Origin of the sequence: Pseudomonas sp. WS 5027, from assembly GCF_012985695.1 — a bacterium.
GTDB classification, from domain to species: Bacteria; Pseudomonadota; Gammaproteobacteria; order Pseudomonadales; family Pseudomonadaceae; genus Aquipseudomonas; species Aquipseudomonas hygromyciniae.
In genome coordinates this window covers 47,717-72,137 of record NZ_JAAQWU010000019.1, presented here as the reverse complement: position 1 = coordinate 72,137, position 24,421 = coordinate 47,717, and the positions used below count along the sequence as shown (strand labels likewise).

22 protein-coding genes are annotated in these 24,421 nt (G+C 61.6%); 11 read left to right on the top strand and 11 right to left on the bottom strand.

What is annotated here, in order from left to right:
- Nucleotides 1-14 precede the first annotated feature (14 nt).
- The 5 genes from HBO09_RS21630 to HBO09_RS21610 all read right to left on the bottom strand — a co-directional run bounded on the left by HBO09_RS21630 (nt 15) and on the right by HBO09_RS21610 (nt 7,334).
- A complete protein-coding gene (locus HBO09_RS21630; RefSeq protein WP_169997071.1) occupies nt 15-1,256 on the bottom strand; it encodes an acyl-CoA dehydrogenase family protein in 1,242 nt (413 codons plus the stop codon).
- A gap of 163 nt (nt 1,257-1,419) precedes the next feature.
- Nucleotides 1,420-2,343 (bottom strand): ABC transporter permease, encoded by a 924-nt coding sequence (locus HBO09_RS21625; RefSeq protein WP_169997069.1) that lies wholly within the window; start codon nt 2,341-2,343, stop codon nt 1,420-1,422.
- Entirely contained in the window at nt 2,340-4,052 is a 1,713-nt protein-coding gene (locus tag HBO09_RS21620; protein WP_169997067.1) for an ABC transporter substrate-binding protein, read from the bottom strand. The genes HBO09_RS21625 and HBO09_RS21620 overlap by 4 nt, the downstream gene beginning before the upstream one ends.
- 16 nt (nt 4,053-4,068) lie before the next feature.
- Nucleotides 4,069-6,198, bottom strand: coding sequence for a TonB-dependent receptor (locus HBO09_RS21615; protein WP_262381300.1), 2,130 nt, complete (start codon nt 6,196-6,198; stop codon nt 4,069-4,071).
- A gap of 233 nt (nt 6,199-6,431) precedes the next feature.
- Nucleotides 6,432-7,334 (bottom strand): LysR family transcriptional regulator, encoded by a 903-nt coding sequence (locus HBO09_RS21610; RefSeq protein ID WP_169997065.1) that lies wholly within the window; start codon nt 7,332-7,334, stop codon nt 6,432-6,434.
- A 101-nt stretch (nt 7,335-7,435) separates the two neighbouring features.
- On the opposite strand from HBO09_RS21610, the gene HBO09_RS21605 reads away from it, so the two are divergent.
- Nucleotides 7,436-8,140, top strand: a complete 705-nt coding sequence (locus HBO09_RS21605) for an SDR family oxidoreductase (RefSeq protein ID WP_169997063.1) — start codon at nt 7,436-7,438, stop codon at nt 8,138-8,140.
- 149 nt (nt 8,141-8,289) lie between these two features.
- On the opposite strand, the gene HBO09_RS21600 is transcribed toward HBO09_RS21605, so the two are convergent.
- On the bottom strand, nt 8,290-9,600 hold the full coding sequence (locus HBO09_RS21600) for an MFS transporter (protein ID WP_128593741.1): 1,311 nt from the start codon (nt 9,598-9,600) through the stop codon (nt 8,290-8,292).
- 170 nt (nt 9,601-9,770) lie between these two features.
- On the opposite strand from HBO09_RS21600, the gene HBO09_RS21595 reads away from it, so the two are divergent.
- The 3 genes from HBO09_RS21595 (at nt 9,771) to HBO09_RS21585 (ending at nt 12,879) form a co-directional block, all read left to right on the top strand.
- Complete coding sequence (locus HBO09_RS21595; RefSeq protein ID WP_169997061.1) at nt 9,771-10,877, top strand: sugar diacid recognition domain-containing protein; 1,107 nt, start codon at nt 9,771-9,773, stop codon at nt 10,875-10,877.
- A 280-nt stretch (nt 10,878-11,157) separates the two neighbouring features.
- Nucleotides 11,158-12,306, top strand: coding sequence for a glycerate kinase (locus tag HBO09_RS21590; protein WP_169997059.1), 1,149 nt, complete (start codon nt 11,158-11,160; stop codon nt 12,304-12,306).
- A 60-nt stretch (nt 12,307-12,366) separates the two neighbouring features.
- Entirely contained in the window at nt 12,367-12,879 is a 513-nt protein-coding gene (locus HBO09_RS21585) for a GNAT family N-acetyltransferase (protein ID WP_169997057.1), read from the top strand.
- On the opposite strand, the gene HBO09_RS21580 is transcribed toward HBO09_RS21585, so the two are convergent.
- Nucleotides 12,867-13,568 (bottom strand): aspartate/glutamate racemase family protein, encoded by a 702-nt coding sequence (locus tag HBO09_RS21580; RefSeq protein WP_169997055.1) that lies wholly within the window; start codon nt 13,566-13,568, stop codon nt 12,867-12,869. The genes HBO09_RS21585 and HBO09_RS21580 overlap by 13 nt on opposite strands.
- Nucleotides 13,569-13,687: 119 nt before the next feature.
- On the opposite strand from HBO09_RS21580, the gene HBO09_RS21575 reads away from it, so the two are divergent.
- Entirely contained in the window at nt 13,688-14,182 is a 495-nt protein-coding gene (locus tag HBO09_RS21575) for a hypothetical protein (RefSeq protein ID WP_169997053.1), read from the top strand.
- Between the two features lie 118 nt (nt 14,183-14,300).
- On the opposite strand, the gene HBO09_RS21570 is transcribed toward HBO09_RS21575, so the two are convergent.
- Together HBO09_RS21570 and ccoN are read right to left on the bottom strand one after the other, a co-directional pair.
- Complete coding sequence (locus HBO09_RS21570; protein WP_169997051.1) at nt 14,301-14,522, bottom strand: cbb3-type cytochrome c oxidase subunit 3; 222 nt, start codon at nt 14,520-14,522, stop codon at nt 14,301-14,303.
- Nucleotides 14,522-15,949 carry a cytochrome-c oxidase, cbb3-type subunit I gene (gene ccoN / locus HBO09_RS21565; protein WP_169997049.1) on the bottom strand — a complete coding sequence of 476 codons (1,428 nt, stop codon included), beginning with the start codon at nt 15,947-15,949 and terminating at the stop codon, nt 14,522-14,524. The genes HBO09_RS21570 and ccoN overlap by 1 nt, the downstream gene beginning before the upstream one ends.
- 341 nt (nt 15,950-16,290) lie before the next feature.
- On the opposite strand from ccoN, the gene HBO09_RS21560 reads away from it, so the two are divergent.
- Entirely contained in the window at nt 16,291-16,626 is a 336-nt protein-coding gene (locus HBO09_RS21560) for a hypothetical protein (RefSeq protein WP_169997047.1), read from the top strand.
- 39 nt (nt 16,627-16,665) lie between these two features.
- Here HBO09_RS21560 and HBO09_RS29040 read toward each other — a convergent pair whose 3' ends face one another.
- Entirely contained in the window at nt 16,666-16,791 is a 126-nt protein-coding gene (locus tag HBO09_RS29040; protein WP_262381305.1) for a hypothetical protein, read from the bottom strand.
- A gap of 75 nt (nt 16,792-16,866) precedes the next feature.
- Here HBO09_RS29040 and HBO09_RS21555 point away from each other — a divergent pair, with 75 nt between their 5' ends.
- A complete protein-coding gene (locus HBO09_RS21555; RefSeq protein WP_169997045.1) occupies nt 16,867-17,544 on the top strand; it encodes a DUF3313 domain-containing protein in 678 nt (225 codons plus the stop codon).
- Between the two features lie 169 nt (nt 17,545-17,713).
- Here the strand turns inward: HBO09_RS21555 and HBO09_RS21550 are convergent, their stop codons facing one another.
- Nucleotides 17,714-18,076: a response regulator gene (locus HBO09_RS21550; protein ID WP_169997043.1), complete on the bottom strand. Its 363-nt coding sequence runs from the start codon at nt 18,074-18,076 to the stop codon at nt 17,714-17,716.
- Between the two features lie 225 nt (nt 18,077-18,301).
- Here HBO09_RS21550 and HBO09_RS21545 point away from each other — a divergent pair, with 225 nt between their 5' ends.
- From HBO09_RS21545 to HBO09_RS21530, 4 genes are read left to right on the top strand one after another with little or no spacing between them, the layout of a single operon-like run.
- Nucleotides 18,302-21,802 carry a response regulator gene (locus HBO09_RS21545; protein ID WP_169997041.1) on the top strand — a complete coding sequence of 1,167 codons (3,501 nt, stop codon included), beginning with the start codon at nt 18,302-18,304 and terminating at the stop codon, nt 21,800-21,802.
- Nucleotides 21,803-22,618 carry a protein-glutamate O-methyltransferase CheR gene (locus HBO09_RS21540; protein WP_169997039.1) on the top strand — a complete coding sequence of 272 codons (816 nt, stop codon included), beginning with the start codon at nt 21,803-21,805 and terminating at the stop codon, nt 22,616-22,618.
- Entirely contained in the window at nt 22,615-23,220 is a 606-nt protein-coding gene (locus HBO09_RS21535; RefSeq protein ID WP_169997037.1) for a chemotaxis protein CheB, read from the top strand. Before HBO09_RS21540 ends, HBO09_RS21535 begins: the two co-directional genes overlap by 4 nt.
- Nucleotides 23,214-24,407: a hybrid sensor histidine kinase/response regulator gene (locus tag HBO09_RS21530; protein ID WP_170060956.1), complete on the top strand. Its 1,194-nt coding sequence runs from the start codon at nt 23,214-23,216 to the stop codon at nt 24,405-24,407. Before HBO09_RS21535 ends, HBO09_RS21530 begins: the two co-directional genes overlap by 7 nt.
- The last annotated feature ends 14 nt before the right edge of the window (nt 24,408-24,421 follow it).

Below are 24,421 nucleotides of genomic sequence, written 5' to 3'. Positions count from 1 at the left end.
GCAAGTTCCTGGGGTTAGACGGCGCTGGCTTCATCGCGGGCGCTGGCATGCTCGGGGTGGTCGGCCACGGCCTGTTCCTGGGCGGCGCGCCAGGCGGCAGCGGGGCTGACATCGTTGAGGTAGAAATCGCCCAGGGCCCGTTCGCGGTAGATCGCCGGGTTGTGCGAGGCCAGGGTGCGGGCATTGCGCCAATGCCGGTCAAGGCGCCGCACTTGGCTGGTGGCCGAGGCGCCCCCAACTTCGAACAGCAGGCTGGTGGCTTCCAGCACCAGTGGCAGGATCACTTGTTGTGCCTGGTAGGTGCGCACATCGGCGTCGACGTATTGCGCTTCGCTGATGGAACCGTCGAGCACGGCCTCATGGGTGGTTTGCAGCACCTGCGCGGTGGCCTGCACCAGGCTGTCGGCGGCATAGGACAGGCTCGACAGCTTGCCGACCACCCGTTGCACCAGCGGGTCCAGGCGCGGGCTGGATTGCCCGGGAATGCCAAAGGCGCGGGTGCGGCCCTGGACAAACTCCACGGCATCACGCAACGCGGCCCGGGCGATCCCGGCCAGGGTCGCCAGGTGGAACAACTGGTAGAACGCCGAGATATACGACTCGGCGCGCAACTCGCCGGGCTTGAAGCGCCGCAATACCTGATGCTCGGGCACCACCACTTGCTCGAAGCGCGTGGTGCCGCTGCCGCTCAGGCGCTGGCCAAAACCATCCCAGTCATCCACGCGGGTCACGCCGGGCGCATCGGTGGGCACCACCACGCTGATAAAGTCAGCACCGTCGGCGGCCGCCACGGCGATCCAGTCGGCATACAAGGTGCCGGTGCAGTAATACTTCTGGCCGTCCAGTTGCCAGCCTTGCGCGGTGGGTTTGAGCGTCACCGAGTTGGTGGTGGTGTCACTGCGCTCGGCCATGGCCGCGCCCCACAACTGCCCGGCGACGACCTTGGGAAACCAGTACGCCTGGGAGTCGCGGTCCTGGCTCACAAGGCGGCCTTCGACGAAGCCGAAATGCGCACGCACGATCTGTGGCAGGTTCGAGTCGGCGCTGCCCAACTCGGTCAACAAGGCGAACAACTCGGGTAGGCTGGCGCCCAGACCGCCCTGGCTACGGGGTACGCGCAGGGCACCGAAGCCGGCGTCTTTCAACCAGCCGACGGCGTCGAAGGCCAGGGTACGCTCCTGCTCACGTTGCACCGCGCCCTGGGCAATGCGCTGGAAAACCGGGGCGAAGCGTTCGTGCAGTTGGGTGTCGCTCATATTCTGTTCCTTACTTGAATACAGTACTTGAAGCTGTCGGTGATCCACTGTGGGAGCGGGCTTGCTCGCGAAGGGGGCGTATCAGTCAAATATTTATCAACTGACCCTCCGCCTTCGCGAGCAAGCCCGCTCCCACAAAAGCTAGCCCCCCACAAGCCGGTGTTCATCGCGGTTTAACCCGTGGATCAATCAACCCGTTGAGCACATCCACCAACAGGTTCACCACCACATAAACCAGCGCCGCCAACAACGTGACTCCCAGCACCACCGGCGCATCCTTGGCCACGGCGGCATCGAGCATCATTCTCCCGATCCCCTGGCGGGCGAATAGCATTTCCGTGACCACCGCTCCCCCCAGCAGGCTGGCAAAGATGAATCCGGACAAGGTCACCAGCGGCACCAGGGCATGGCGTAGCGCATGGCGCAGGCGCACGGCGGTCTGCGACAGGCCGCGGGCACGGGCCATGGCGATAAAGGGTTGTTCGAGGATGTCTTCCAGTTCCTGGCGCAGCACCTGGCTGAGCATCCCGGCAATCGGCAGCGCCAGGGCGATGGTCGGCAGGATCAGGGTTTGCCAGCCGTTGGAGCCTGCCGGCGGCAACACCGGCCACTGGAACGAAAACACCAGCAACAGCAAAATCCCCAGCACAAACGACGGCGATGACGACAGCACCAACTCGCTGGCCGAAGCCACGCGGCGCACCCAGGGGTTGCGCTTGGCGGTGAGCACCGCGCTTGCCAGCGCCAGGCCAATGGCCAACAGCGCCGCGCTCAGGGCCAGTTGCAGTGTGGCGCCGATCTGCTTGCCGATGGCCTCGGTGACGGGAATGCGCAGGCGGTACGACTCGCCAAAGTCACCTTGGGCGACCCGTGCCACGTAGCGCCCGTATTGCACCCACAACGGTTGGTCAAAGCCGTATTCCGCGCGGACCTGGGCCAATTGCTGCGGTGTGGGAATGGCATCCGGCCCGCCGAGAATCGCCAGCACCGGGTCGCCGGCACTGAAATGAATGGCGACGAAGGTCAGGGTGGCCGCGCCCCACAGCACGCCCACGCTGGCCAGTAGTCGAGCGGCAAGCCGTTTCATGGTGCCTCCTGGTCCAGCCACACGCTGGTAAAGAATGGGGTGTTATGCACGGTGTCGAAGATCAGCCCCTTGACCGCCGTGCGATAGGCGATCAGCACCTGGCTCTCGAAGTCCGGCACCGCCGGCACCACTTCGGTCAGGCGTTGTTGCGCGGCGCTGTACAGGGCCTGCAGCTCTACTGGGTCGTGGGAGCGGCGGGCGGCGCTGAGCAGTTGGTCCAGACGCGGGTCGTTGAGGTTGCTGAGGTTGTTGCCGCTTTTGGTGGGCGAGGCGCGGGAGTCGCTGTGGTACAGGATGTACAGGCCGTCGGGCGTGTTGGTGTGCCAATAGCCGCCGCCGATAGCGTCGTAATTGCCGGCTGTGCGGCGGTCGGTCAGTTGGGCCAACGGCATCATTTGAATGGTCAGTTGCATGCCGACTTTCTTCACGTCCGCCTGCACGGCAACCGCGACGTTGCTGGGGAATGACGGGCTCTCGAAGCCCAGCAGTTGCGCCGACAGGCGCCGGCCATCCTTGACCCGATAGCCCTGGGCATCGCGCTCGGTCCAGCCGGCCTCGTCCAGTTGGCGGTTGGCGGCGTCGACGTCGTATTTCAATACATCGCGGTAGGCCGGATCGTAGAACGGCGTGTTCACCGCCAGGTAATCGCTCTTGGGCAAGAACTCGCCGAACCCGGCGATCCAGGCCAGGCCGTCACGGTCGATGGCCTGGGCGATGGCCTTGCGCACCCGAACATCGTCGAACGGGAAGCGCAGGGTGTTGAACGTGAGGCTGCGGTAAGGGCTGGCCATGCGAATCCGGTTGCGTACCACCAGGTTCTGCGAGGCGCGCATCGCCGCTGTATTCTGCGCCGGGGCATCCAGGGTGAAGTCCGAACGCTTGGATTGCAGGGTGCTGTAGCGGGTCATGGCCTCGGGGACGATGCTCAGCTCGATACGGTCCAGGTAGGCCGGGCCGATGTGCCGGGTAACTGGTGGTGCCCAGTGGTAGTCGGCGCGCCTGGTAAAGGTCGCCCCTTGTTCGCGGGTATAGCTTTGCAGCACGAACGGCCCGGAACCGATGGGGTGCTCGGCGATACTCTTGGGCGCTTCGCGGATCTGTTTGGGCGAGACCATGCTCAGCCAGGACTGTGCCAACACATACAGGAACGGCGAGTAGGGTTCGCGCAGGCGGGCCTCGAAGGTGTAGTCGTCAATGATCCGCCCATCGATATAGGGCGCGATGTACGCAGCCGCCAGCGGTGATTTGGTGGCCGGGTCACGCATATGTTCCAGGTTGAGCTGCAGCGCCTGGGCGTTGAATTTTTCGCCATCGCTGAAGGTCACGTCGTCACGCAGGTGGAAGGTGTAGGTCTTGCCGTCTTCGGAAACGTCCCAGGACTTGGCCAGCCAGGGTGAAATTTTGCCGTTCTCATCCTGGTACAGCAGGCAGTCGTAGACGATGCGCGCCAGCCATTGCACGTTGCCGTGGTAGCTGGAATGCACATCGAAGGTGCCGGTATCCAACGCCGCCGACACGCGCAAGGTACCGCCCGGCGTGCCCTGGCGGGTTTCGTGGTAGTCGCTGGGGTCATAGCTGAGCAGGCCCTGGGCATCCAGGTGCCCGTCCACCCGTTGCACTGAACTGGGCGGTGGGGCGTCCGGCGAGCAGGCGCTCACCAGCAGCAACCCCAGGAGCAGGCCGAACCTGCTCCAGTGATTGATCGACATCGTGAAGGCTCCCACCTTAGAAGTTGAACGCCACACCGGTGAAGGCGCCAAAGCCGTCCCCTGGATACAGCGCGGCAACGTCCTTGCCTTGGGCGTCGTAGATCGGCTGGATGGCGGTGACGTAGTTCTGGTCGGTGAGGTTTTTCACGTCCAGGTACACCTGCCATTTCTTGCTCGGGGCTTCATACCCCAGCTTGGCGCCGAAGATCGTGTAGGAGGGCGCATACAGGGTGTTGGCGTAGTCCACCGCAGTACTCGATACCGAGCGCACATTGACCCCGGCATAGAACCCGTCGGGATGGCGGTATTGCAGTTCGGCCTGGTACACGTGCTTGGGCAGCCCCGGCAGTTCGTTGGAGCCAAAGCGTGCGTCGTTGCGGTAGTAGAAGTCGTTGAGGGTGTAGGCCTGGCGCAGGCTGACTTTTTCGCCACGCTCGCTCTGCCACAACTCGGTATCCAGGCCGGCTTCGATGCCCTGGTGGATGGTCGGGCTGGCGTTGGACGTCGAGTTGACCGCCGCCGTAGTACGGGTGGCCGGAATCACTTCGACGGTGAGCAATTCATCCTTGATCCATGAGCGGTACACCGCCAGGCTGCCGTCGAAAATCCCGGCCTTGCCGCGCACGCCAAATTCAACGGTATTGGCCTTCTGCTCGGTGAGTGTCTTGGCGTAGTTGCTGGCTACCCCAGAGCCGGACGACGACCAACTGCTGGGCGGGTCGATGGAGCGGCTGACGTTGCCGAACACCTGGAAGTCCGGGGTGATTTCATAGCGCAAGCCCAGGCGCGGCGCGACGTTCCAGCTATCGTATTTGTAGTGGTCTGGGTAGGGCGAAGTATTGGCGCGGTCCGAGTAGCGCACCTCGATATCGCGCTTGATCTGGCTCAACGACAGGCCGGTAGACAGCCACAGGCGGTCGGTCAGTTGCAGGTCGTTGCCGGCGGCAAACACGCGGTCGAACGAGCCGGTGTAGCGTGACTGTTTTTGCAGGGCGCCGTAGGTGCTGGAGGCCGGGTTGCCGTTGTAGGTCTTGACCCCGGCTTGCAGGTGCTGGGTGCTGGTCAGGCTCAGGGAGGTATTGCTGGTGTGCCCCTGGATCTGGTCGCTGCGGTTATAGGTCAGCGACAGGTTCAAGTCGCGCCAGTCCCAGTAGTTGGGGTTGACCGTGCTCTTGCGGTACAGCACCTGCGGATAGTTGTGATAGACCAGGCCGAAATCCAGGGTCGCGTCATCGTCGAAGGTGTAGGTGGTCTTGCTGCCAACCCAGGTCGAGCCACGCTTGGTCGAGTCATCGCGGCTGGCCAGGGCCACCGGGTTGGTCTGCGAAGAGTCGTGCTTGAGTTGGGCCTTGGTCAGGGTGCCGGAGCTTTCGTGGTATTCCTCGCGGTAGCGTACGAACAGCCGGGTTTGCAGCTTGGGGTTGAAACGGTAGCCGAAGTTGGTGACCACGCCCTTGGCCTTGGTGAAGGTCCAGTCCTGGTAACCGTCGCGTTCGGAGTTGCTCAGGCTGACGTAGTAGTCAGCGTTGTCCACCACGCCGCCAGTGCTCAGTTGCTGCTTGCGCCAGCCAAAGCTGCCGGCCTCGAAGCGCGCGTGATTGCCCGGTGCAGTCAGGCCAGAGTTGGTCACCATATTGATCGCGCCACCCAACGACAGCGCGCCGTACTGGAAGGCATTGGCCCCGCGCAGTACTTCGGTGTAGTCCAGGCCCTGGGTTTCCAGCAGCTCATAAGGCGTGCCGCCGGAGCCGGTCAGGGCCAGGCCGTCGAACAGGAACTTGGTGCCTTCGCGAAAATACCCCGGCGAGGTGTTGGCCCCGGAGCCGCGAATGGAAATCTTGATTGCATCGTTGCCGCCCGCCGACTGCGCGTACACGCCGGGCTGATAGGCGAGGGTGTCTTCCAGCGTCGCCGAGCGGCCGCGTTCGACATCGGCGGCCTTGACCAGGCTGACGCCGCCGGCCACCTCGTCGAGCTTGAGCTGGGCTTCTTCGCTGGCGGTGACCTTGCTCGCCTGGACCGTTACGGTCTCAAGGCGCGACTCCTCGGCGTGGGCCCATTGGGAGGCGAGGATCAAGATCAGGGCGCTGACGGTTTTGAACGAGCTGGAGGAGAGTTGAGGCAGAGGCCTTGAGATCAACTTCAATTGTGCATTCCCTGTGATTGGCTACGAGTGGAGGCGAGTTTCTATTCGTATAGTCAATCTCTGGCAGGGATAGAGCAGAAAGCATGCCAAGCGCCAAAGCGGGTTTTTGTGGGGTATTTGGTTTTAATCAGCGTGTTGCTTATGCCAAAAAACGACACCTGTGTTGAACTGCTGTTCGATTTTGAACAGTGCTGGAGAGCCCGTACTAGAGCGGTTTTGGTTATGAGGTTAGATCATTCGCCGAGCAACTCGGCACAGCGCGCCTGTAGAAAACGATGCAGGACCTTGACCCGCTCCGACACTTGCAAGCGATGGGGGCACATCAGGTTGAAGGGTGTGGGTTCGCCTTGCCATTGGCTGAGCAACGGCACCAGGCGCCCGGCCTGGATATCGCCGGCCACATCCAGATTGGCCTTGTAGGCGATGCCGTGGCCGGCCAGGGCCCAGCGCCGGACGATTTCCCCGTCATCGCTCAGGTAATCGCCGCCCACCTCGACCTCTTCGAGCAAGGTGCCCTGGCGAAAGTACCAGGTGCTATTGGCCCGGCCCTGGCGCATGTAGCGCAGCGTGCTGTGCTGCGCCAGTTCCGCCGGCACCTGGGGTGTGCCGTGGCGCGCCAGGTAGGCGGGGCTGGCGCAGGCGATACGCCGGTGATGGGCGACTACCGGCAGCGCCACCAGGCTCGAATCCCGTGGCACGCCGAAGCGCAGGGCAATGTCCACGGTTTCGCGGAACAGGTCGGCGTTGCTGTCGTTGAGCAACAACTGCAGGCGGATATTGGGGTGTTCGCGCTTGAACAGATCCAGCCAGCCCAGCAGCACGTTGCGCCCGAAATCCGAGGGCGCGGACAGTTGCAGCAAGCCGCTGAGGCTCTGGCCGTGTTGCTTGATCGCCTGTTCGCCTTCCGCCAGGGCTTCCAGGGCCACCCGTACGCTGTCCAGGTAGCGCCGGCCTTCTTCGGTGAGGCGCATGCTGCGCGTGGAGCGGGCCAGCAGGCGCATGCCCAGGCGGGTTTCCAGGCGCTTGAGGGCGATGCTCGCTGCGGCCGGGGTCAGGCTCAGGCTGCGGGCGGCCGCTGAGAGGCTGCCACTGTCGGCGGTACGCACAAACACTTCCAGGTCGAGGATTGAGCTCATTAGTAAAAATCCTTTAAAGATCCTGTCGTTTTACCGGGATTTTTCCGTGATTGCCAAGCTGGGAAGATGAACGCTCATTTTTTCAGCATGAGGCACTTCCCATGACATCTCCCCTCAAGGGCAAAACCATAGTGGTGATTGGCGGCAGCAGCGGCATCGGTGCGGCAGTGGCCCGGCAAGCGGTAGCACGCGGCGCGCAGGTGGTACTGGCCGGGCGGCGCTTGGCGTCGACGGTCGACAACGGCGTGCGCAGCGAACCGGTAGACGTCACCGACAGCAGTTCCCTGCAACGCTTGTTTGACAGCGTGGGGCGCTTCGATCACCTGGTCTTCACCTCGGGCCCGGCGGTACAGGCCAAGCCCCTGCAGGACAGCGACCTGCAACTGGCCCAGGACAACTTCAATGTAAAACTCTGGGGTGCCTTGCGCGCTATTCAACAGGCCCTGCCATTTCTTGATGAGCGTGGCAGCGTCGTCCTGACCTCGGGGCAATTGGGGCGCAAGCTGGCGCCGGGGCAATTTATCAAGGTCGGGATCAATGCCGCGACCGAAGCGTTGGGCAAGCAATTGGCCAAGGAGCTGGCGCCACTGCGCGTCAATGTGGTCAGCCCGGGGGTGATCGATACGCCGGCCTATGCAGGTTTGTCCGAGGAGCAGCGCGAGGGGATGTTCACCAAGGTCGGCGGCGCGTTGCCGGTGGGGCGTGTGGGGCAGGTGGATGAGGTGGCGGCGGGTTATTTGATGGCCATGGAGAATGGCTTTATGACCGGCAGCGTGATCGATATCGACGGCGGCGGTTTGCTGTAGACACCGAACTCAATCTGGAGGCGGGCTTGTGTGGGAGCGGGCTTGCTCGCGAAGGCGTTGGATCAGTCAACCTATGTATTGACTGAAACGCCGCCTTCGCGAGCAAGCCCGCTCCCACAAAAAGCGGCTCCTACATTTTTTTGATCATGTCAGGCCTTGAGGGTACGGGTCATGCGCAGCGCCAGCACGCTACCGGCGACAATCACCGCTGCCAGCAAGTACAACGCCAGGTCGGTCGACCCGGTAGCATCCTTTACAAAACCCACCACATACGGGCTCAAGAAGCCCGCCATCTGGCCCATGGAGTTGATCAACGCCAGGCCTCCCGCTGCCGCGCCGGCGCTGAGCATGGCGGTGGGCACCGGCCAGAACATCGGCAGGCCGGTGAGGGCGCCCATGGTGGCGATGGTCAGGCCGAGGATGGCGATGGCCGGGGTGGTGGCGAAGTTCACCGCGATGATCAGGCCGACAGCGCCCATCAGCATCGGCACCACCAAGTGCCAACGCCGCTCCTTGCGCAGGTCGGCAGAGCGGCCCACTACCAGCATGAACACCGCCGCCAGCAGATAGGGAATCGCACTGAGCCAGCCGATCACCAGGTTATCGCTAAAGCCCATGTTCTTGATGATCGACGGCAGCCAGAAATTGATGGCGTATACGCCGCTCTGGATGCAGAAGTAGATCAGGCCGAACGCCCAGATCGCCGGGTTCTTGAACACTTCCAGCAGCGAATCAGTGGTGGTCTTGGGCTTGTTGGCCAGGTCGGTGGCCTGGTCGGCCTCAAGCACCGCGCGCTCATGGGCGGTCAGCCATTTGGCGTTGGCAAAACTGTCGCTGAGCAGGAAGTAGGCGAGGGCACCGAGGATGACCGTTGGCACACCTTGCAGCAGGAACATCCACTGCCAACCCGCGAGGCCACCCTGGCCAGCAGCAAAGTGGTTGAGGATCCAGCCGGAGAACGGGCTGCCGAGCAGGCCCGACACCGGGATCGCCGACATGAACAGTGCCATGATCCGCCCACGGCGGAAGGTCGGGAACCACTGCGAGAGGTACAGCACCACTCCCGGGAAGAAGCCCGCTTCGGCGGCACCGGTAAACAGGCGCAAGGTGTAGAAGTGCGTCGGCGTGGTGACAAACAACAGGCAGGTGGACAGGGTGCCCCAGGTGATCATCATCAGCGCAATCCAGCGCCGTGGCCCGAACTTGGTCAGTGCCAGGTTGCTGGGTACGCCGCACAGCACGTAGCCGATAAAGAAAATCCCGGCACCGAGGCCGTACACGGTCTCGCTGAACTTCAAGGCGTCGAGCATCTGCAGCTTGGCAAAGCCGACGTTGACGCGGTCCAGGTAGTTGAACAGGTAGCAGATGAAAATGAAGGGGATCAGGCGCAGGGTGATGCGCTTGTAGACGGCGTTTTTGTCGTCATCGTTGGCCAGGGTAGCGGCGGCGCTCTGTGACATGGCGTTCTCTCTTTATTATGATTTTTCGCGATGCGCGGGTAACGTTGATCGCCCCAAGAGTCTCGGTCACGGGACGGTGCCGTGTCTTTGTGCCCCCGCACAGCGATCGATCCATTGCGCTGTGCCTTTGAACAATCGCTTAATGCAGCGCTTTCAAGGAATTTAGCCCCATGTTCGAACTCGATCATGACCTGGCGCAGGATATCGTCAATCGCACGATGGCCATTTTGCCCTATAACGTCAACGTCATGGACAGCCAGGGCCTGATCCTCGGCAGCGGCGAGCCGGAGCGGATCAATACCCGCCATGAAGGCGCGCAATTGGTGCTGGCCAACGGTCGCGTGGTGGAAATCGACAGCCAGACCGCCAAGCACCTCAAGGGCGTGGCGCCGGGGATCAACCTGCCGTTGCTGCATGACCAGCGCCTGATCGGCGTGCTGGGCATCAGTGGCGAACCGCAGCTGCTGCGCACCTATGCCGAACTGGTGCGCATGACCGCCGAGATGCTGGTCAGCCAACGCCATCAACAGGCCGAACAGCAGTGGCGGCGCCAACGCTGTGATGATCTGCTGGCGTTGCTGCTGGCCGACAGCGGCGAATCGCCGCGCCTGGTGGATGAGGCCCAGCAACTGGGGCTCAAACCGCAGTTGCCGCGCACCCCCTATCTGTTTGAACTGGGCCCGGGCCAGACCGCCGAAGCCCTGGCGGCCTGGCTGGCCTCCCGCTACCCCGATAGCTGGTGCGTCAGTTCTGCGCAGTTTTCGTTGCTGTGGTGCCGCCCGGCGTCGGTGCCGATAGACAATCCGCGCCTGCTGGAAAAACTTGAGGCCTCGGGCTGGAACATCCTGCGGGTGGCCGTGGGTGGCCAGGCCGACGGGTTGGCCGGGTTGCGCCGCTGCTATCGGCGCGTAGCGGACTTGCTCGCCTATGGCCGCGACGTGCTGCCCCAGTCGCGCCTGCTGACCCTCAATCGCTACCGGTTACCGGTAATGCTCTGGCGCCATCGCAACGACGATGCTCTCGACGAATTGCTCAACCCGTTGCGCAAGGTCCTGGCCAAGGACAGCAACGGCCAGTTGCAGGCCACGCTGCGCAGTTGGTGCGAGCACGATGGGCAAAGCCAGGCCTGCGCCGATGCTCTGGGCATCCACCGCAACAGCCTGCGCTACCGCATGGAGCGCATTGCCGAATTGAGTGGTGTCGACCCCTTGACCCTCGACGGCATGCTTGCGCTGTACCTGGGTGTGCAACTGCTGCCCCAAAGCCCGCACCTCTGATCCGTGGCTATAGCTATGGCTGTGGCTGTGGCTGTGGCGAGCGGGCTTGCCCCGCGCTGGGCTGCGCAGCAGCCCCAAACCCTGCACCCTCGGACTATCTGGTAAAACTCGGTGAGCTTATTGGGGCTGCTGCGCAGCCCAGCGCGGGGCAAGCCCGCTCGCCACAGACAAGCCATTTTGTCCAAATGAACAACAAACCCCAGCCACGCTTGTGCATCGGACAGGCGTCATTGCCGGTGCCAACTGGCAGCATGGGCGTCATAAAAACCGGAGAAAGCCCATGAAAGTCATCATCGCCCCCGACTCGTTCAAGGACAGCCTCAGTGCCGAAGGCGTGGCCCAGGCCATTGCCCAAGGGTTGGCCCAGGTCTGGCCCGATGCCGAACTGATCAAGTGTCCGATGGCGGACGGCGGTGAAGGTACGGTGGAATCGGTACTCGCCGCCTGCCATGGCCAATTGCGCAGCTGCACCGTGCAAGGCCCGTTGGGCGGGAGCGTGGAGGCACGCTGGGGCTGGTTGGCCGAGAGCGCCACGGCAATCATCGAGATGGCCGAAGCCAGCGGCTTGCAACTGGTTGCGCCGGGGCAGCGTGATGCCTGTTCCAGCAGCACTTTCGGCACCGGTGAACTGATCCGCGCGGCCCTGGATGCCGGGGCGGCGCGGATCATCCTGGCGATTGGCGGCAGTGCTACCAATGACGGCGGCGCCGGTGCCATGCAGGCCTTGGGCGTGCAACTGCTGGACGCCCAGGGCACAAGCCTGGCGCGTGGCGGCTTGGCGCTGGCGCAGTTGGCACGGATCAATCTTGAACATTTGGACCCACGCCTGGCCCAGGTGAGTTTCGACATCGCCGCCGACGTCAACAATCCCCTATGCGGCCCCCACGGCGCGTCAGCGATTTTCGGCCCGCAAAAAGGCGCCACTGCACATCACGTCGAGCAACTGGACCAGGCCCTGGGACACTTCGCCGACCACTGCGCCGAGGTGTTGCCCCGGGACGTACGCGACGAACCGGGCAGCGGCGCGGCGGGAGGCCTGGGCTTTGCTGCCAAAGCCTTTCTCGGCGCGCAGTTTCGCGCGGGTGTGGACGTGGTCGCCGAATTGGTGGGGCTGGAAGATGCGGTACGCGGCGCCGACCTGGTAATCACCGGCGAAGGTCGTTTCGACGCCCAGACCCTGCGCGGCAAAACCCCGTTTGGCGTGGCGCGGGTGGCCAAGCAGCACGGCGTTCCGGTGATTGTGATCGCCGGGACGCTGGGCGAGGGCTACGAACAGATGTACGCCCATGGCGTCGATGCTGCGTTCGCCTTGCCAGGTGGGCCGATGAGCCTGGAGCAGGCCTGCAGCGAAGCGCCGAGACTGTTGCGTGAACGGGCGGCGGATATTGCGCGGGTGTGGCGGCTGGGCGCGCAACGCAGTCGTGGATGACAGCGCTTGTTATCGCCGCCTACACTGATCGGCCACTTGTCTTTCAAAGGATGAAACACAATGCCTACACCTGACTCCAAGATCGTGATCCAGCGCTTTGCCGAAAGCCATCTCGAAGGCATGCTCGCGCTCTACAACGACCCGGCCGTGTGCCGTCAGGTGCTGCAGATGCCTTTCCAGTCACTGGAGGTCTGGCGCAAGCGCCTGGCCGATACCAATGAGCGACTGTTCAGGCTGGTGGCGGTGCAGGCGGGGGAGGTGATTGGCAATTGCACCCTGGAGCAGTATGGGCGCAGTCGCCAAAGCCATATCGGCAGCATCGGCATGGGGGTGGCAGTGGCCTGGCAGGGTAAGGGCGTGGGCACCCAGCTGTTGGGCGCGGCGCTGGAGGTGGCTGACAACTGGATGAACCTGCACCGGGTGGAGCTGACGGTGTATGTCGACAACGAGCCGGCCCAGGCGCTGTACCGCAAGTTTGGTTTCGAGACCGAAGGCCGGTTGCGCGATTACGCCGTGCGCGACGGCGTATTTGTCGATGCCCTGAGCATGGCTCGCCTACGTCAGACCGCCTGATCCCCCAGGACAAACGCCACCGCAGCCTGCGCATGCAGCAAGGTGGTGTCGAGCAAGGGCAGGTCACTGTGCTCGGGCTTGATCAGCAGGCCAATCTCGGTACACCCCAGGATAATCGCCTGGGCACCACGGGCCGCGAGGTTCGCGATGGCCTGTTGGTAGACCTGGCGTGACGCTTCGCTGATCACCCCTACGCACAACTCTTCATAAATGATCCGGTGCACGGCGCTGCGCTCTTGTGCGTCGGGTACCAGCACGGTCAGGCCCTGGGCGGCCAGGCGCGCCTTGAGAAAATCCTGTTCCATGGTAAACGCCGTGCCCAGCAGGCCGACGGTCAGGGTCTGGGCCTTGACCGCCGCCGCGCCCGCCGCATCGGCAATGTGCAGGAACGGCACCGACACAGCCGCTTCGATCTGCGGTGCGACCAGATGCATGGTGTTGGTACACAGCACGATGCAGTCGGCGCCACCGGCTTGCAGACGACGCGCGGCGTCTTGCAGGATCAGCGCCGCGTCATCCCAGCGCCCGGCGTGCTGAGCCTGCTCCACCGGGCCGAAGTCGACGCTGTACAGCAGCATTTGTGCCGAGCGCAACGGCCCCAATCGGTCGCGGACCTGCTGGTTGATGATCCGGTAGTACTCGGCGCTGGACTCCCAGCTCATGCCGCCGATAAGGCCGATGGTGCGCATGCGAAACTCTCCAAGCTGTTGGGTGAAAGCCACACCTTACTCAACCCGCGAGCGTTAGTCATACGCGCGGTGGCTGCATCTGCCATGATCGTTGTTTGCAGCTCCCGAGGAACACCGCAATGGACGATGTACAGCAACTGGGCGAGATGCTTCGTCATTACGCCGACAGCGAAGCGCACAAACGCCAACAGTTCGAGGTGCAGTCAGCCCACTGGACCCAGAAAATCACCGAGCTGTACGGTCAGATCGAGCAATGGCTGGCGCCGGTCAAGCGTGACGGTTTGCTGGAGGTGCAGCGTGAGGCCTATGTGGCGTCCGGGCCGAGCGTGCCGGTGGAGACTTCGACGTTCAAGACCGAGAAGTTGACCATTCATATCGCGGGTAAGCCGGTGGAGTTTGTGCCGCAAGTGATGGGGGCGGGTGGCTTGATTTCGTTGTCGGTCATTGGGCTGACGGCGGCCCGCTACGGCAGCATTTCCCTCGTGCTGCTGCCGGGGTCCGATGACTGGCTCTGGAAGAAAACCAATGGCTTGAAAGACCCGGATACCTTCACCTTCGATGCCAATTTCCTGGCCTTGCAGTTGCAGAGCCTGATTCCTCGCGAACGCGGCTGATCCCCTAGCAAATGTGGGAGCGGGCTTGCTCGCGAATGCAGTGTGTCAGGTTAGAACTACTTGACTGACACACCGCTTTCGCGAGCAAGCCCGCTCCCACAAAAAGCCCAATATCCCCTCAGACCTCTACATTACCCCAGCCTGGCTTGGCCTCCTCAGGCGCCACGGCCTTGACCGGCTTGCCCGTCGCCAGTTCCACCCGTCGTGCCACTTCCGGGTCGTCGGCAAAAGGAATCAGACTGGCCTCATCCAAGGCTTCCCCCGACTGATCCCGAAGGCAATATTCCACGGCGCCATATAGGCAGATGACCGCCGCCAGGTTGAGGATGATCTCCCACATCAGGCGATCTGCGCATCACGGTGCGCCACCTTCAAGTCCGCGACGCGCACGGTGCGCCAGGTGTTGTAGGCCATCAACAACATGCCGCTGAGGAAGAACACGCCGCCGGCAAACCGCACCACAAACCCCGGGTGGCTGGCCTGCAAGGCTTCGACAAACGAGTAGGTGAGGGTGCCGTCGTCGTTGACCGCCCGCCACATCAGGCCCTGGGTGATGCCGTTGACCCACATCGAGGCGATGTACAACACCGTGCCGATGGTGGCCAGCCAGAAGTGCAGGTTGATCAGCGGTACGCTGTACATCTGCTCGCGGCCGAAGACTTTGGGGATCATGTGGTACAGCGAGCCAAAGGTGATCATCGCCACCCAGCCCAGGGCGCCTGCGTGCACGTGGCCAATGGTCCAGTCGGTGTAGTGGGACAGGGCGTTGACCGTCTTGATCGCCATCATCGGCCCTTCAAAGGTCGACATGCCGTAGAACGCCAGCGACAACACCAAAAAGCGCAGGATCGGGTCGGTGCGCAATTTATGCCAGGCGCCGGAGAGGGTCATCATGCCGTTGATCATCCCGCCCCAGCTGGGTGCCAGCAGGATCAGCGACATGGCCATGCCCAACGACTGCGCCCAGTCCGGCAGCGCCGTGTAATGCAGGTGGTGGGGGCCGGCCCAGATATACAGGGTGATCAGCGCCCAGAAGTGCACGATGGACAGGCGATAGGAATACACCGGCCGCCCGACTTGCTTGGGCACGAAGTAATACATCATCCCCAGGAACCCGGTGGTCAGGAAGAAGCCCACCGCGTTGTGCCCGTACCACCACTGCACCATGGCGTCGGTAGCGCCGGAGTACACCGGGTAGGACTTGAACCAGTCCACCGGGATCGACAGGTGGTTGACCACGTGCAGCATGGCGATCACCACGATAAACGCGCCGAAGAACCAGTTGCCGACGTAAATGTGTTGGGTCTTGCGTTGCACCACGGTGGTGAAGAACACGATGGCGTAGGCCACCCACACCACGGTCATCCACACCGCGCCGGAGAATTCGATCTCGGCGTATTCCTTGGTGGTGGTGTAGCCCAGGGGCAGGGTGACCAGCATGATCACGATCACCGATTGCCAACCCCAGAACGTGAAGGCGGCGAGCCAATCGGAGTACAGGCGCACCTGGCAGGTGCGCTGTACCGCGTAGTAGCTGGCGGCAAATTGCGCGCTGCCGGCAAAGCCGAAAATCACCAGGCTGGTGTGCAGTGGCCGCAAACGGCCAAAGGTGGTCCAGGGCAGGTCCAGGTTCATGTCTGGCCACACCAATTGCGAGGCGATCCACACCCCCATGGCCATGCCGATGACGCCCCATACCACGGTGGCGATGACGAATTGACGGACAACCTTATAGTTATAGGCCTGCCCGGTTGATGCTGTGCTCATGGTCAGTCTTCCACGGTTTCAAGTCCCGGGCACTGTAGGAAATCCATGAAAAACAAAACAGGCTCAGAAAAACTACATTAATACGGATCAGAATTTTGGCAATAAAACAGAGGGTATTATTCAACTGGTCTGGTTTTATAGTTTTTATTTGATTCTGTAGCGTTTGAGCTGCGAGTGCGTAGTGCATGGAGGGTGGCGACCGATTCCGCTTGTTGGAACCTGATGTGGATGGGTAAGGACCTGTGAACTTTGACAGTAGACAGGATGCGGCTCTTTCCCGCTAATGGTTGGCAGACCCAGTAGTTCGAGGTTTAGCCCATTAAAATGACGAGGATAAGAAGATGCCTAATACATTTGATTTTCTTGAGTTTGATGCTCTGCCGGCGGCTGAAGTCTTTGATGAAGGAGATAACATCAGGCTCATAGCACCGAGAATTTTAGGAGTGGATGTGGGGCAAGAAGTTGTTTTCTTTCTGCGCAACCAGCAAGGGAATGGTATCGCCGTCTACGTGACATTGACTAAAAATACCCTGGGCGATTCTATCGAAGTGGTTCTTCATAAGGACCAACTGCCGAAAGCGAAATCGCTCATCATTGATTATGGCGCTTACATCAACCAGCGTTCGGTTCACCGGTCGGCTGTGTCTCATTACCCCACCCTTGCAGATCAGACCTAGTTGTTTCAAGGCCGGGTCTTGTGGGTTCAACTTCTTCCATTATTGCATCACCTTCTTTGCCGTCGATTCCTGGCCGCGCTCCAGGTAGTACTGGATCAGCGCCAACCGCGCTTTAGGGTTGTAAGGTTGGCGCTTGATCAGGTCTTCCAACGGCTGTGCGCGCAACCGGCAGGTTATTTTCCAAGAGTTGGCTATACCTGTAACTTCACGTTTCGACGATAAACACCAAGGAGTCGCACCATGAAGCTAGGGCTAATGATCAGCACGCTATGTATTGCCTCACTCGGGGTGACCGGGTGTGCGAGTAAAGTCCCCCAGCCGGACGAGTATTCGGGTTTCCTTTCGGACTACAGCCAATTGCGGGAAGCCAAGTCGCCATCGGGCGCAGAGGTGATGCGCTGGGTCGATCCGAAGCTGAATCTGAACAGCTACACCTCAGTATTTATTGAGCCCACGCAATTCTTCCCCAAGCCCCAGGCCACGGCGCAAATCCCCGAGGACACGCTGCGCGGCATCAACGCGTATTACAACCAGGCGCTCCAGCGTGAACTGGTCAAGTCACTGCCACTGGCCAACGCGCCGGGCCCGGGGGTGATTGTGGTGCGGGCGGCGATCACGGCGGTCAGCCGCAAGACTGAAGGCCTCAAGCCTTATGAGTTCATTCCGGTGGCTCTGGTGGCGGCAGCGGTGAGTACCGGTACCGGGATCCGCGATCAGGAAACCACCCTGGGCACCGAGGCGCAGTTTCTCGATGGTGGCAGCGGTCGGGTGATTGCCCAGGTCGTGCGCAAAGGCACGGGCAAACCCTTGGACAACGATAGCCAGGTGATGAAAGCGGCGGATGTGAAGGGGGTGATGGATGGCTGGGCGGCGGATCTGCATCAGTCCTATCTCAAACTGAAGGGCAAGTCACGCTAGGGGCACTGACCCATGGGGCATGGCGGGGGGAGTGGCGAAGTAGCCCGAAACCCTGCTTGTTCGGTGTGCCTGGTGTACCCAGGGTGGTTTTGTTGGGGCTGCTACGCAGCCCCGCGCGGGGCAAGCCCGCTTGCCACCCCAACCCATGTGCCTATTCTGAATAGGGCTGTCAGCGGCTTTGCAGCATGCTTTTGACTTTATCGCGCAGTTGATCGATGGAGAACGGCTTGGCAATCATCTGCACGCCTGCGGGCAAATCGATATTCTCGGCATAGCCACTGGCAAGCAATATGGGCAGTTCCGGGCGCAATACGCGGGTCCGTTGCGCCAACTCCTTGCCATCCATGCCTGGCAAGCCCACATCGGTCATCATCAGGTCGATCACCTTGTTGCCGTCTTCTATGAATGCCAGCGCCGCTTCGGCGTCTGCCGCTTCAAGCACCTTGAACTCCAGTTCTTCAAGCACATCGATGATCAACATGCGCACGATGGCGTCGTCTTCGACTACGAGGATGGTGGAGGCAACGGACATAATAAAGGTTCCCAGAGGCAGTGGAGGTACAGGTCTTGAACAGTTGAAAGACCATCCTCTAGTGAGTCATGTCGATCCCGGCAAGTTCCCAAAATCGGGCCGGCATTGTGCCGATAATCAAGCGTAAAGTCCTGAGTGTGTCGTTCAAATACCTCAGAAACATAGCCGTCGCCTTTGATTTTGGGGCAAACTTCCGGTTTTTCCGTACTTGGCCAAGGCACGCCCATGACTCCCGCTTCGTCAGTCGATGAAAACAGCTTCCGCAAACTTCTGAGCCGCAACGTGGCTTTGCCACTGGGTGTGGGTGTTCTCAGTGCGGTGTTTTTCGTGTGCCTGATCACCTACCTTTTGTCGGTGATCCAGTGGGTGGAGCACACCGACCGGGTGATCAACAACCTCAACGAAACCGCAAAACTGACGGTCGACCAGGAAACCGGCATGCGCGGTTTCCTGATTACCGGCGACGAGCATTTCCTCGACCCCTACGAAGTGGCCAAGCCACGGATCATTTCCGACCTGCGCAATTTGCAGGTGCTGGTCGCGGATAACCCCCAGCAAGTGGACCGACTCAAGCGCCTGGAGTCGTTGCAGTTGGAGTGGAACAACTACGCCCAGTCGATGATTGATATGCAACGGCAAAACGGCGATTTCCGCGGCGCGGTGAAGGCCGGGCGGGGTAAGCGCCTGACCGACGAAATTCGCAAGGAGTACGACGCAGCGATTGCGATGGAGCAGCAGTTCCGGCTTGATCGCAACGAGGACGTGACTCGCACCACGGTGTTCAGCGTGGTGGTTTACCTGCTGTTCGTCCTGGGCCTGAGTGGCTTCCTGGCGTATGTCGGAAGGAAAAACCTATTAGCCCTTTCAGACAGCTACAGCGCCAACCTGGCCTCGCAAATGAAGATCGCCAAGCGCCTGGAGCAACAGGCCTGGCTGCGCAATGGCCAGACCGAACTGGCTGAACAGGTGCTTGGCCAACTGACCCTGAATCTGTTGGGGCGCAATATCCTGCAGTTCTGTGCCCAGTACATGGGTTCGGTGGTTGCCGCGCTGTATGTGCGTGAAGAACACGGCGGCCTCAAGCGTGTGGCCGCCTATGGCTTCTCACGGGAGCAGGAGCAGCAGGAACAGGCGATCTACCGCGACGAGGGGATTGTCGGTCAGGCCGCCCAGCAGCACCGTTTGATTCGCCTGGACGATGTGCCCGTGGACTACTTCAAGGTCAGCTCCGGCCTGGGTGAGGGTGCGCCGCGCAGTGTGCTGGTGGTGCCGACCAGCGACGATGATCGGGTCAATGGGGTCATTGAACTGGGCTTTTTGCGCCCGCTGGATGAGCGCGATGTGGAACTGCTGGAGCTGATCGCCGGCAATATCGGCACCTCCATCGAAGCGGCACGCTACCGCCAGCGTTTGCAGGAAGTGCTGGCCGAGACCCAGCAACTCAATGAAGAACTGCAGGTGCAGCAGGAAGAACTCAAGACCGCCAACGAGGAGCTGGAAGAGCAGTCGCGCATCCTCAAGGAATCCCAGGCCTACCTGGAAACCCAACAGGCAGAGCTGGAGCAGACCAACGAGCAATTGGCCGAGCAGGCCCAGATCCTCGCCGAACAGCGCGATGCCATGGACCGCAAGAACGTGGAGCTCAACCGCGTACAGGTCGAGCTGGAAGATCGCGCCGATGAGTTGCAGCGCTCCAGCAAATACAAGTCCGAATTCCTCGCCAATATGTCCCACGAGCTGCGCACACCGCTCAACAGCTCGCTGATCCTGGCCAAGTTGCTGGCGGAGAACCCTGAGGAAAACCTCACGGGCGAACAGGTCAAGTTTGCCGAGTCGATCTACTCGGCGGGCAACGATCTGCTCAACCTGATCAACGACATCCTGGATATTGCCAAGGTCGAGGCCGGCAAGCTTGACGTGCGCCCCGAGAACACCAGCGTCGCGCGCCTGGCCGAAGGCTTGCGCGGGATGTTCGAGCCATTGGCGGCGGATCGCAAGCTGGGGTTCCAGGTGGAGGTACAGGCCGGTGCGCCGCTGATGTTGTTCACCGACCGCCAGCGCTTGGAGCAGATCCTCAAGAACCTGCTGTCAAATGCGGTCAAGTTCACCGAGAAGGGCCAGGTCAGCCTGACCATTTCCCGCCAGCCGGGGGAGGGCATTGCCTTTACTGTGCGCGACTCCGGGATCGGCATCGCCCTGGACCAGCAGCAAAGCATCTTCGAAGCCTTCCGCCAGGCCGATGGCACCACCAATCGCCGTTATGGCGGTACGGGTCTGGGGCTCTCGATATCCCGCGACCTGGCCACCCTGCTGGGCGGCTACATCAATGTCACCAGTGAGCCGGGCCAGGGCAGCATCTTTACCCTGGTGCTGCCGGAACAGTATGTCGAGCGCGATGAAGACGCCCCTGACATCGAGCACGCGCGGGTCGCCGTGGTGACTCCGGCACCGGTGGCGGCGCCGAAGATTTCTCCGTTGCCGGTGGCTGACGAAGCGCTGATCCCACGCTTTGCCGACGACCGCGAGCAAGCCCCGTTCACTACCCGTTGCATCCTGGTGGTGGAAGACGAGCCGAACTTTGCACGCATCCTCTTCGACCTGGCCCACGAGCTGGGTTACCACTGCCTGGTGGCCCACGGTGCGGATGAGGGCTACACCCTGGCCGAACAGTACCTGCCCGACGCGATCCTGCTGGACATGCGCCTGCCGGATCACTCCGGGCTCACCGTGCTGCAACGGCTCAAGGAGCATGCCGAGACTCGGCATATCCCGGTGCATGTGATTTCTGTGGAAGACCGCGTGGAAGCGGCCATGCACATGGGCGCCATCGGCTATGCGGTCAAGCCCACTACCCGCGAAGAGCTCAAGGACGTGTTTGCACGCCTGGAGGCCAAGCTGACGCAGAAGGTCAAGCGCGTCCTGCTGGTGGAAGACGACGACTTGCAGCGCGACAGCATTGCCCGCCTGATCGGCGACGATGACATCGAGATCACCGCCGTAGGCTTCGCCCAGGAAGCCCTGGATCTGCTGCGCAACACGGTCTACGACTGCATGATCATCGACCTCAAGCTGCCGGACATGCTCGGCAACGAGTTGCTCAAGCGCATGGCTACCGAGGATATCTGCTCGTTCCCGCCGGTGATTGTCTACACCGGGCGCAACCTGACCCGCGATGAAGAAGCGGAACTGCGCAAGTATTCGCGCTCGATCATCATCAAGGGCGCCCGCTCACCTGAACGGTTGCTGGACGAAGTGACACTCTTTTTGCACAAAGTCGAATCCCAGCTGTCCCAGGAACGGCAGAAGATGCTCAAGACCGCCCGCAGCCGCGATAAGGTGTTCGAGGGCCGCAAGGTGTTGCTGGTGGATGACGATGTGCGCAACATCTTCGCCCTGACCAGTGCCCTGGAGCACAAGGGCGCGATTGTGGTGATTGGCCGTAACGGCCGTGAAGCCATCGAGAGACTCAATGAGGTCGAGGACATCGACTTGGTACTGATGGACGTGATGATGCCGGAGATGGATGGTTACGAGGCCACCGCGTTGATCCGCCAGGACCCGCGCTGGCGCAAGCTGCCGATCATTGCGGTGACGGCCAAGGCCATGAAGGACGACCAGGAGCGCTGCCTCGCGGCGGGCTCCAACGATTACCTGGCCAAGCCCATTGACCTGGATCGGCTGTTTTCGCTGATCCGCGTGTGGTTGCCGAAGATGGAACGTATCTAAGTGGACCGAAGCACTGATATTGAACTGCGCTTGTTGATCGAGGCGATCTACCTCAAGTACAGCTATGACTTTCGCGACTACTCCGGGGCTTCGGTCAAGCGGCGTGTGGCCCATGCGTTGCGCCAGTTCGACTGCAAGACCATTTCGGCCTTGCAGGAGCGGGTGTTGCACGACCCCACGGCGTTCATGCAGTTGCTGCAGTTCCTGACCATCCCGGTCAGCGAGATGTTTCGCGACCCCTCGCACTTCCTGGCGATACGCCAGGAGGTGGTGCCGCTGCTCAAGACCTACCCGTCGATCAAGATCTGGATCGCCGGGTGCAGCACCGGGGAGGAGGTGTACTCCATGGCCATCCTCCTGCGCGAGGAGGGGTTGCTCGACCGCACGATCATCTATGCCACCGATATCAACCCCAATTCCCTGGAAAAGGCCAAGCAGGGGATCTTCTCCCTGGAGAGCGTGCGGGCCTATACCCACAACTACCAGCAGGCCGGTGGCACACAGTCGTTTGCCGACTACTATACGGCGGCCTACGATTACGCGATCTTCGACAAGACGCTGCGCGAGAACGTGACGTTCGCCGACCATAGCCTGGCCACCGACAGTGTCTTTTCAGAAACTCAATTGATTTCGTGTCGTAACGTTCTGATTTATTTCAATAAAAAGTTGCAAGATCGAGCGTTTGGATTGTTTCATGAGTCGCTCTGCCATCGCGGCTTCCTGGTGCTGGGCAGTAAGGAAACCCTGGATTTTTCCGCCTACAGCAAGCAGTTCGAACCCTTGGTCAAGCAAGAACGGATCTACCGCAAATCATGAATGAAGCTGCTGCCAGCCCGGCGTCTTTGTCGGGCGTCCAAGCCATCGTCGTCGGCGCATCCGCCGGTGGGGTCGAGGCGTTGCTGAGCATTTTTGATGGCTTGGCGCCAGGGTTCAGCCTGCCGATCATCACCGTGCTGCACCTGCCGGATGACCACCGCAGCCAGTTGGCCGAGGTGTTTGGCCGGCGCGTGGCAATGAGGGTGGTGGAAGCGCGGGACAAGGAGACGATCCGGGGTGGCACCCTGTATTTTGCCGGCCCCGGCTATCACTTATCGGTGGAGCACGACCGCATCCTGTCCCTGAGCCAGGAAGAACGCGTGCATCACTCCCGCCCGGCCATTGATTACTTGTTTGAGTCGGCCGCCGACACCTATGGCCCGAACCTGATGGGAATCCTGCTGACCGGCGCCAACCACGACGGAGCGCGCGGCCTGGCCCACGTCAAGCGGTGCGGCGGCATCACCGTGGTCCAGGACCCTGCGCAGGCCCGAGTGCGCGTGATGCCCCAGGCCGCGCTGGCGCTGCATACACCTGACCATATTCTCACTTTGAGCCGCATTGGCGATTTGCTGGCTTCCCTGGAATCCTCCCCATGTTAAGTACTATCCAGGCCAAACTGCTGATCGTCGACGATCTGCCGGAAAACCTGCTGGCCCTTGAAGCGTTGATCAAGCGCGAGGACCGTCAGGTCTACAAGGCATTGAGCGCCGACGAGGCCTTGTCGCTGTTGCTCGAGCATGAGTTCGCCATGGCCATTCTCGACGTGCAGATGCCCGGCATGAACGGCTTCGAACTGGCCGAGATGATGCGCGGCACTGAAAAGACCAAGAACATTCCCATCGTGTTTGTCAGCGCCGCCGGGCGTGAGCTCAACTACGCCTTCAAGGGCTACGAGAGCGGCGCGGTGGACTTCCTGCACAAGCCGCTGGACATCCACGCGGTCAAGAGCAAGGTCAATGTGTTCGTCGACCTGTATCGCCAGAGCAAGGCCATGAAGTTGCAGGTCGAAGCCCTGGAGCAGAGCCGCCGCGAGCAGGAGCTATTGCTTAACCGCCTGCAGGCGACCCAGGCGGAGCTGGAGCAGGCGGTGCGCATGCGCGATGACTTTATGTCGATCGTCGCCCATGAGGTGCGTACGCCCCTCAACGGCCTGATCCTGGAAACCCAATTGCGCAAGATGCACCTGGCCCGGGATAACGCGGCGGCCTTTACCCTGGACAAGATGCACGCCATGGTCGACCGTGATGAGCGGCAGATCCAGAGCCTGATCCGCCTGATCGAAGACATGCTCGATGTGTCGCGCATTCGCACCGGCAAGCTGTCGATCCGCCCGGCGCTGTTTGACCTGACGCTGTTGGTGCGCAACCTGCTGGAGAACTTCGCCCCGCAAGTGGCGGCGGCCGAGTCTACGATCCAGTTGGTCGAGCAGGGGCCGGTGGAGGGACATTGGGATGAATTCAGGATCGAGCAAGTGGTGTCGAACCTGCTGACCAATGCCCTGCGCTATGGCGCCAAGAGCCCGGTGGATGTGCGGGTGTACGCCGAACATGGCGAGGCCAGGGTCGAGGTGCGTGATCGCGGGATCGGTATCAGCCAAGAAAACCAGAAGCGGATTTTCCAACAGTTCGAGCGCGTATCGGTCAACCATGCGGTGGCCGGGCTGGGACTGGGGTTGTTTATTTCCGAGCAGATCGTCGCGGCCCATGGAGGCACGATCGAAGTCGAGAGCCAGATCGGCGAGGGCGCATTGTTCCGTGTGTGCCTGCCTTTGGGAGCTGGCGCGTGAAATCAATCGTCACC

Coding starts and splice junctions, on each gene's coding strand:
- HBO09_RS21535 (WP_169997037.1), top strand. CDS start 22,615: ATGAATGAAGCTGCTGCCAGCCCGGCGTCTTTGTCGGGCGTCCAAGCC.
- HBO09_RS21620 (WP_169997067.1), bottom strand. CDS start 4,052: ATGTCGATCAATCACTGGAGCAGGTTCGGCCTGCTCCTGGGGTTGCTG.
- HBO09_RS21550 (WP_169997043.1), bottom strand. CDS start 18,076: ATGTCCGTTGCCTCCACCATCCTCGTAGTCGAAGACGACGCCATCGTG.
- HBO09_RS21600 (WP_128593741.1), bottom strand. CDS start 9,600: ATGTCACAGAGCGCCGCCGCTACCCTGGCCAACGATGACGACAAAAAC.
- HBO09_RS21605 (WP_169997063.1), top strand. CDS start 7,436: ATGACATCTCCCCTCAAGGGCAAAACCATAGTGGTGATTGGCGGCAGC.
- HBO09_RS21580 (WP_169997055.1), bottom strand. CDS start 13,568: ATGCGCACCATCGGCCTTATCGGCGGCATGAGCTGGGAGTCCAGCGCC.
- HBO09_RS21590 (WP_169997059.1), top strand. CDS start 11,158: ATGAAAGTCATCATCGCCCCCGACTCGTTCAAGGACAGCCTCAGTGCC.
- HBO09_RS21595 (WP_169997061.1), top strand. CDS start 9,771: ATGTTCGAACTCGATCATGACCTGGCGCAGGATATCGTCAATCGCACG.
- HBO09_RS21530 (WP_170060956.1), top strand. CDS start 23,214: ATGTTAAGTACTATCCAGGCCAAACTGCTGATCGTCGACGATCTGCCG.
- HBO09_RS21575 (WP_169997053.1), top strand. CDS start 13,688: ATGGACGATGTACAGCAACTGGGCGAGATGCTTCGTCATTACGCCGAC.
- HBO09_RS21625 (WP_169997069.1), bottom strand. CDS start 2,343: ATGAAACGGCTTGCCGCTCGACTACTGGCCAGCGTGGGCGTGCTGTGG.
- ccoN (WP_169997049.1), bottom strand. CDS start 15,949: ATGAGCACAGCATCAACCGGGCAGGCCTATAACTATAAGGTTGTCCGT.
- HBO09_RS21610 (WP_169997065.1), bottom strand. CDS start 7,334: ATGAGCTCAATCCTCGACCTGGAAGTGTTTGTGCGTACCGCCGACAGT.
- HBO09_RS21545 (WP_169997041.1), top strand. CDS start 18,302: ATGACTCCCGCTTCGTCAGTCGATGAAAACAGCTTCCGCAAACTTCTG.
- HBO09_RS21585 (WP_169997057.1), top strand. CDS start 12,367: ATGCCTACACCTGACTCCAAGATCGTGATCCAGCGCTTTGCCGAAAGC.
- HBO09_RS21555 (WP_169997045.1), top strand. CDS start 16,867: ATGAAGCTAGGGCTAATGATCAGCACGCTATGTATTGCCTCACTCGGG.
- HBO09_RS21630 (WP_169997071.1), bottom strand. CDS start 1,256: ATGAGCGACACCCAACTGCACGAACGCTTCGCCCCGGTTTTCCAGCGC.
- HBO09_RS21570 (WP_169997051.1), bottom strand. CDS start 14,522: ATGTGGGAGATCATCCTCAACCTGGCGGCGGTCATCTGCCTATATGGC.
- HBO09_RS21560 (WP_169997047.1), top strand. CDS start 16,291: ATGCCTAATACATTTGATTTTCTTGAGTTTGATGCTCTGCCGGCGGCT.